General features: G+C 56.8%; 2 protein-coding genes. One reads left to right on the forward strand and one right to left on the reverse strand.

What is annotated here, in order from left to right:
• The first annotated feature begins 1,828 nt into the window (after positions 1–1,828).
• The gene (locus P8014_RS20210; RefSeq protein WP_337819136.1) at positions 1,829–3,334 is read left to right on the forward strand and encodes an aldehyde dehydrogenase family protein; all 1,506 of its coding nucleotides are present in this window, start codon (positions 1,829–1,831) and stop codon (positions 3,332–3,334) included.
• A gap of 108 nt (positions 3,335–3,442) precedes the next feature.
• Here the strand turns inward: P8014_RS20210 and P8014_RS20215 are convergent, their stop codons facing one another.
• Positions 3,443–3,679 (reverse strand): IS3 family transposase, encoded by a 237-nt coding sequence (locus tag P8014_RS20215; protein WP_337819137.1) that lies wholly within the window; start codon positions 3,677–3,679, stop codon positions 3,443–3,445.
• Positions 3,680–4,372 lie beyond the last annotated feature (693 nt).

The following is a 4,372-nucleotide window of genomic DNA, read 5'->3' on the forward strand; positions in this document are numbered from 1 at the left end:
CTGCTCCAGATCACCCAGAAACCGATCCCGGCGCGTGCGTTTCTTCTTGGCCGCGTATTCCAACTCCGAAAAGCTCGATTGCATGGCGATCAACCCAACTGTGACGATGACTCATGATCCCAGACTCACGACCAGCACAGACGCCTCGGGCGAATAAATCAGCGCTTCCTTAGCGACGTTGCCGGCTTCGACGTTCGCCCCCTGCAGATGCAAGCTCATTTTTGGCGCTTTGGCGAAGGGTCCTTCTTCGAGCCCCACGTTGACAAGCCGCACAAAATGGTCACGTACCTAATGGTCACGTACCTGATGTACCTGAACGAGCGGTGGACCGAACAGACAGGTGGCTGCCTTCAGCTCTTGGGATCGGGCGACCGCGACGACGTGCGTGTCGAGGTTCCGCCGATCAAGAACACGGGAGTGGTCCTCCGAAGAACGAATTCCGCATGGCATGCGGTATCAGCGATCCCACGAGGGTGCAAACAGTTGCGGCGGGTCCTACAGGTATGGTTCTGGGCCAAGTGAGCGCGGCGTTGGGTCGAGGTTGGTGCCTGAGGTACGAACGATGATTCGATGGTTCGACACTCTGGACGAATGCAGCCGAATCGGTCTGCGCCCGGAGAGTGGATTCGTTCCTCTTCTCGCCCCGCCTGACGAGAGTTGTCGGCGTCGATGGGATGAGGTGTTGCGCGAACTCTACGTGTTGGCATCTGGGGCCCGACCGGCTGGAGAGCTCGTGGTGGCTTGCGGTGACGCGCTTGTCCCGTTGGCTCGCTGCCTTGCGGCCGGATCGGAATCCCGGATTGAGGTTTGTAACTCGCTGCAAGCAGCCGGTTCGATCGTCGCCACGGAGCCGGAGCCCAGGGCGATCGTTGTGTCGCTCGCGTCGCAGCTGAAAATGCAAAGCGTGGGTGAACTCGTTTCCGAGGCGCTGCGCGCGGGCAAGCAACTTGGTCTTCTCGGCGGTCGGACGCTGGTGGGCCTATCGTTTTCGATTGCCAAGACGCTATTAGAGCCGCCCAAACCTGGGTGGCGTCGACGTGTTCGACGCAGTGAGTCATCAGCTCGACCATTTCGCGTCTTCCGGTGAGCTGGCGGACCGCTTGCGCCGGCCGAGCTTGGTCAAAGTGATTCGCAGCCATGGCGAAGGAATTCATGCAAAGCTCCCGGTAGTGAGTAAATGTACCGACGTAAATCTTTTTGCTACTAAGGACACAGTTAGTGTGTCGAAAACGTACCTTATCAATAATTAGAAGCCATTTTAGAGGCGTAAAATAGGCTGTAAATTATTGCCGCCGGATTAACTTCGCCACGAAGTAGCACAGCGATGTGCGACAGATAATGCCAATATGGGCTAACGCCCGTCGCGGGGATTAGGTAGTTTAATTACTGACACTTAAGGGTGTGATGCCGTTTCCTGCAGGCGGATGTTCTGCTCGAACGCCGAGACCCCGGCAGCCAGTGGTGTCCGTCAGGGTGATGCGTTTGGCTGGAAGGAAGGTGGGGCGTCAATCGAAGGATGGGTGGTGTCCCCATGTTGAAACTGCACACGATCCCGGTTTTCCAGTCTTTAAGAGAAGGCAAAGGATGACTGCCTATATCGTTATCTTGACAGTATCGTTTGCGCCGGTGGTTTCATGCGTTCGCGTCCGGCGGTGTGGAATAAGACGTTCAATCCAATAGTTAACGTGCATGAAGTGTATTGTTGGTCGGAGTCCGAGCGTTCGTCTGGAATGTAGCCCGTGTGTCGTGTCCGTAGTCGGGTGAGGTGTATTTCGACTTTGACCAGCCACACTTCACGGTAGCTTTGCCTTAGACAGGAGTTCCCCGGATGGAAGATAGAAGCACAAGCGTAGCGGCTACGGTTGGCTCAGCCGTGTCGGATTTTCTCACTCGCAGACATAAACTGCTTATCGGCAGTGATTGGGTGGACGCACGCTCTGGTGAGTATCTGCCCAGTCTGGACCCGGCGACCGGACGCACGATATCCACGTTCGCCGCTGCCAGCGAGGATGACGTGGATGCCGCCGTGGCTGCGGCGCGTGCAGCTTTCGATGATGGCCCATGGAGACGGATGAAGCCGGCTGAGCGCGCCGCGGTGATCTGGAGAATCGCTGATCTAATCGAACAGCACGCAGATGAGCTGGCAGAGTTGGAAAGCCGTGACAACGGGGCACCGTATGGCGTATGTAGGTACGGTTTTGTACCCATGGCCGTGGAGAGCTTCCGATACATGGCCGGCTGGGTGACCAAGCTCTGCGGAGACACCGTCTCTCTGTCTCTACCGGGCGATTGGCATGCATATACGCTACGCGAACCCATCGGAGTTGTCGGCCAGATTGTGCCCTGGAATGCCCCGTTGATGATGGCTGGAATGAAGATCTCTCATGCCCTGGCGGCTGGTTGTGCAATTGTTTTCAAGCCGGCCGAGGAGACCAGCTTGAGTGCTCTGCGACTGGGTGAGCTGGCCTTGGAGGCGGGGTTGCCGCCGGGGGTACTTAATATTGTCACCGGCGCCGGTGAAATAACCGGTGCCGCGATCGCAGCCCACCCCGGGGTGGACAAGATCGCCTTTACAGGCAGTACTGAAGTGGGCCGTCTCATCGCGCAAGCGGCCGCCGGCAATTTGAAAAAGGTAACATTGGAGCTCGGTGGAAAGTCGCCGGCGATTGTTTTTCCCGATGCTGATCTGGAGCAGGCCATACTCGGTACCGCAAGAGGTATTTTTACAAACTCTGGTCAAGTCTGCGTGGCTGGTTCGCGCTTGTATGTCCACAAGAAAATTTTTGACAAACTCGTCGAAGGTGTAGCGGAATGGGCCGAAGCCATTCAATTAGGGGCCGGCATGGAGCCGACAAGCGAGCTCGGCCCACTGATTTCGGCCAAGCAGCTCGCCCGAGTCAAGGGTTATGTCCAAAGCGGACGGGAAGACGGTGCTCAGGTCGTTGCGGGCGGGGATGTTCTCGATCGTGATGGCTACTTCATGAGACCGACGGTCATTACGAACGCGCGTTCTGACATGTCTGTCATGCGTGAGGAGATCTTCGGCCCCGTGGTATGCGCCATTCCTTTTGACGATAACGATCTCGATTCGATCGCTAGGGAAGCCAACGATACCCTCTACGGATTGGGTGCAAGCATCTGGACTCGCAACTTGAGTATTGCTCATAAACTCGCCCCTCGTCTGAGGGCCGGTACGGTATGGATCAATGCGCACAATCCGCTCGATCCGGCGCTGCCGTTCGGCGGTTACAAACAGTCCGGATGGGGACGGGAACAGGGGCTTGAGGGCCTTCTTTCCTACACTGAACTCAAGTCCGTTGCCGCTTTGTTGTAGCTCTCTGACAGTAGTGGATGGAGTTCCCTGGGTTTAGTGGGCTCCCGATTTCGACTGCTTGGCAGCCTCTTCAGATTAATCTGGACTGGCTTCCCCCAAATACTGGCGTCAACGCGTTCGATTGTAGAACGACCCGATGTAATCTGAGATGTTATCAATCGCAAGCTGGCAATTGTTGTAGATCATTTTCTTGATGCGTTCCTTCTTCAGGTTGCTGAAGAAGGATTTCGCAACGGCGTTGTCCCAGCAGTTCCCGCGGCGGCTCATGCCGGCTTCTAGCTTGTTCGATTGGCAAAACCTTCGCAGTCGTCGCTGTGTATTGTGAGAATGCACGATGGTCTGCATGGGCATTCTCTGACGTCCTGCCATGAGAATCGCGTTGAGAACCGGCTCACGATGAATGGTTTTCCGCGTAACCGATGGCCCTTCTGGGGAAAAGATTCGGCACAACCGCAGTATAGAGTCAGCCCTCCCAGGTGTGGACATGGGTGATATCGGTCGACCAGATGGGGTCTGGCTGCGATACATCGAAATTCCGCTCTACCAAGTTTGGGATGAACTCAGCATGTCTGCCGGGACTGGGATCTTCTTGCGCTGCGGGCATAACTGCAGCTGTTCCAGCGGGTAGCGCTGCTCGACGCGCTTGTGATTGATCGGAGGTCAGCAGTACCCGGCAGGCACTGTAGCGTTTATGGCGATGGGGCAGCGGCAAGATCCGCTCACGCTGTCCGACCGCAGTGTGTGCCGCTCACCAAGTCTGCCGGCCGCTATCTGACACACCTCCTCACGCCGAGACGGCGTGCCCACCAATTTTTTTCGGCACCTCCCGCACGAACACGTTCTACAGCACGGCGTCAGCCAGCAGCTTTTTCAATCGAGCATTCTCCGCCTCCATAGTTTTGAGATGATTGGCGTCTAAGGACACGCTGAACTATTGCTGATTCAGCCGGCGAGGCGTTTGGCCCCTCACGTATCCGCCCACGGTGGCGCGAACCACGACTTTAGCGTCGTTGACGCCGGCCTGTTGGCGCGGTTTCG

The organism is Acidihalobacter sp., from assembly GCF_037381185.1.
Lineage (GTDB): Bacteria > Pseudomonadota > Gammaproteobacteria > DSM-5130 > Acidihalobacteraceae > Acidihalobacter_A.

Bases quoted from the DNA above. Each gene is read 5' to 3' on its own strand.
- P8014_RS20210 (WP_337819136.1), top strand. From the start codon at position 1,829: ATGGAAGATAGAAGCACAAGCGTAGCGGCTACGGTTGGCTCAGCCGTG.
- P8014_RS20215 (WP_337819137.1), bottom strand. From the start codon at position 3,679: ATGCAGACCATCGTGCATTCTCACAATACACAGCGACGACTGCGAAGG.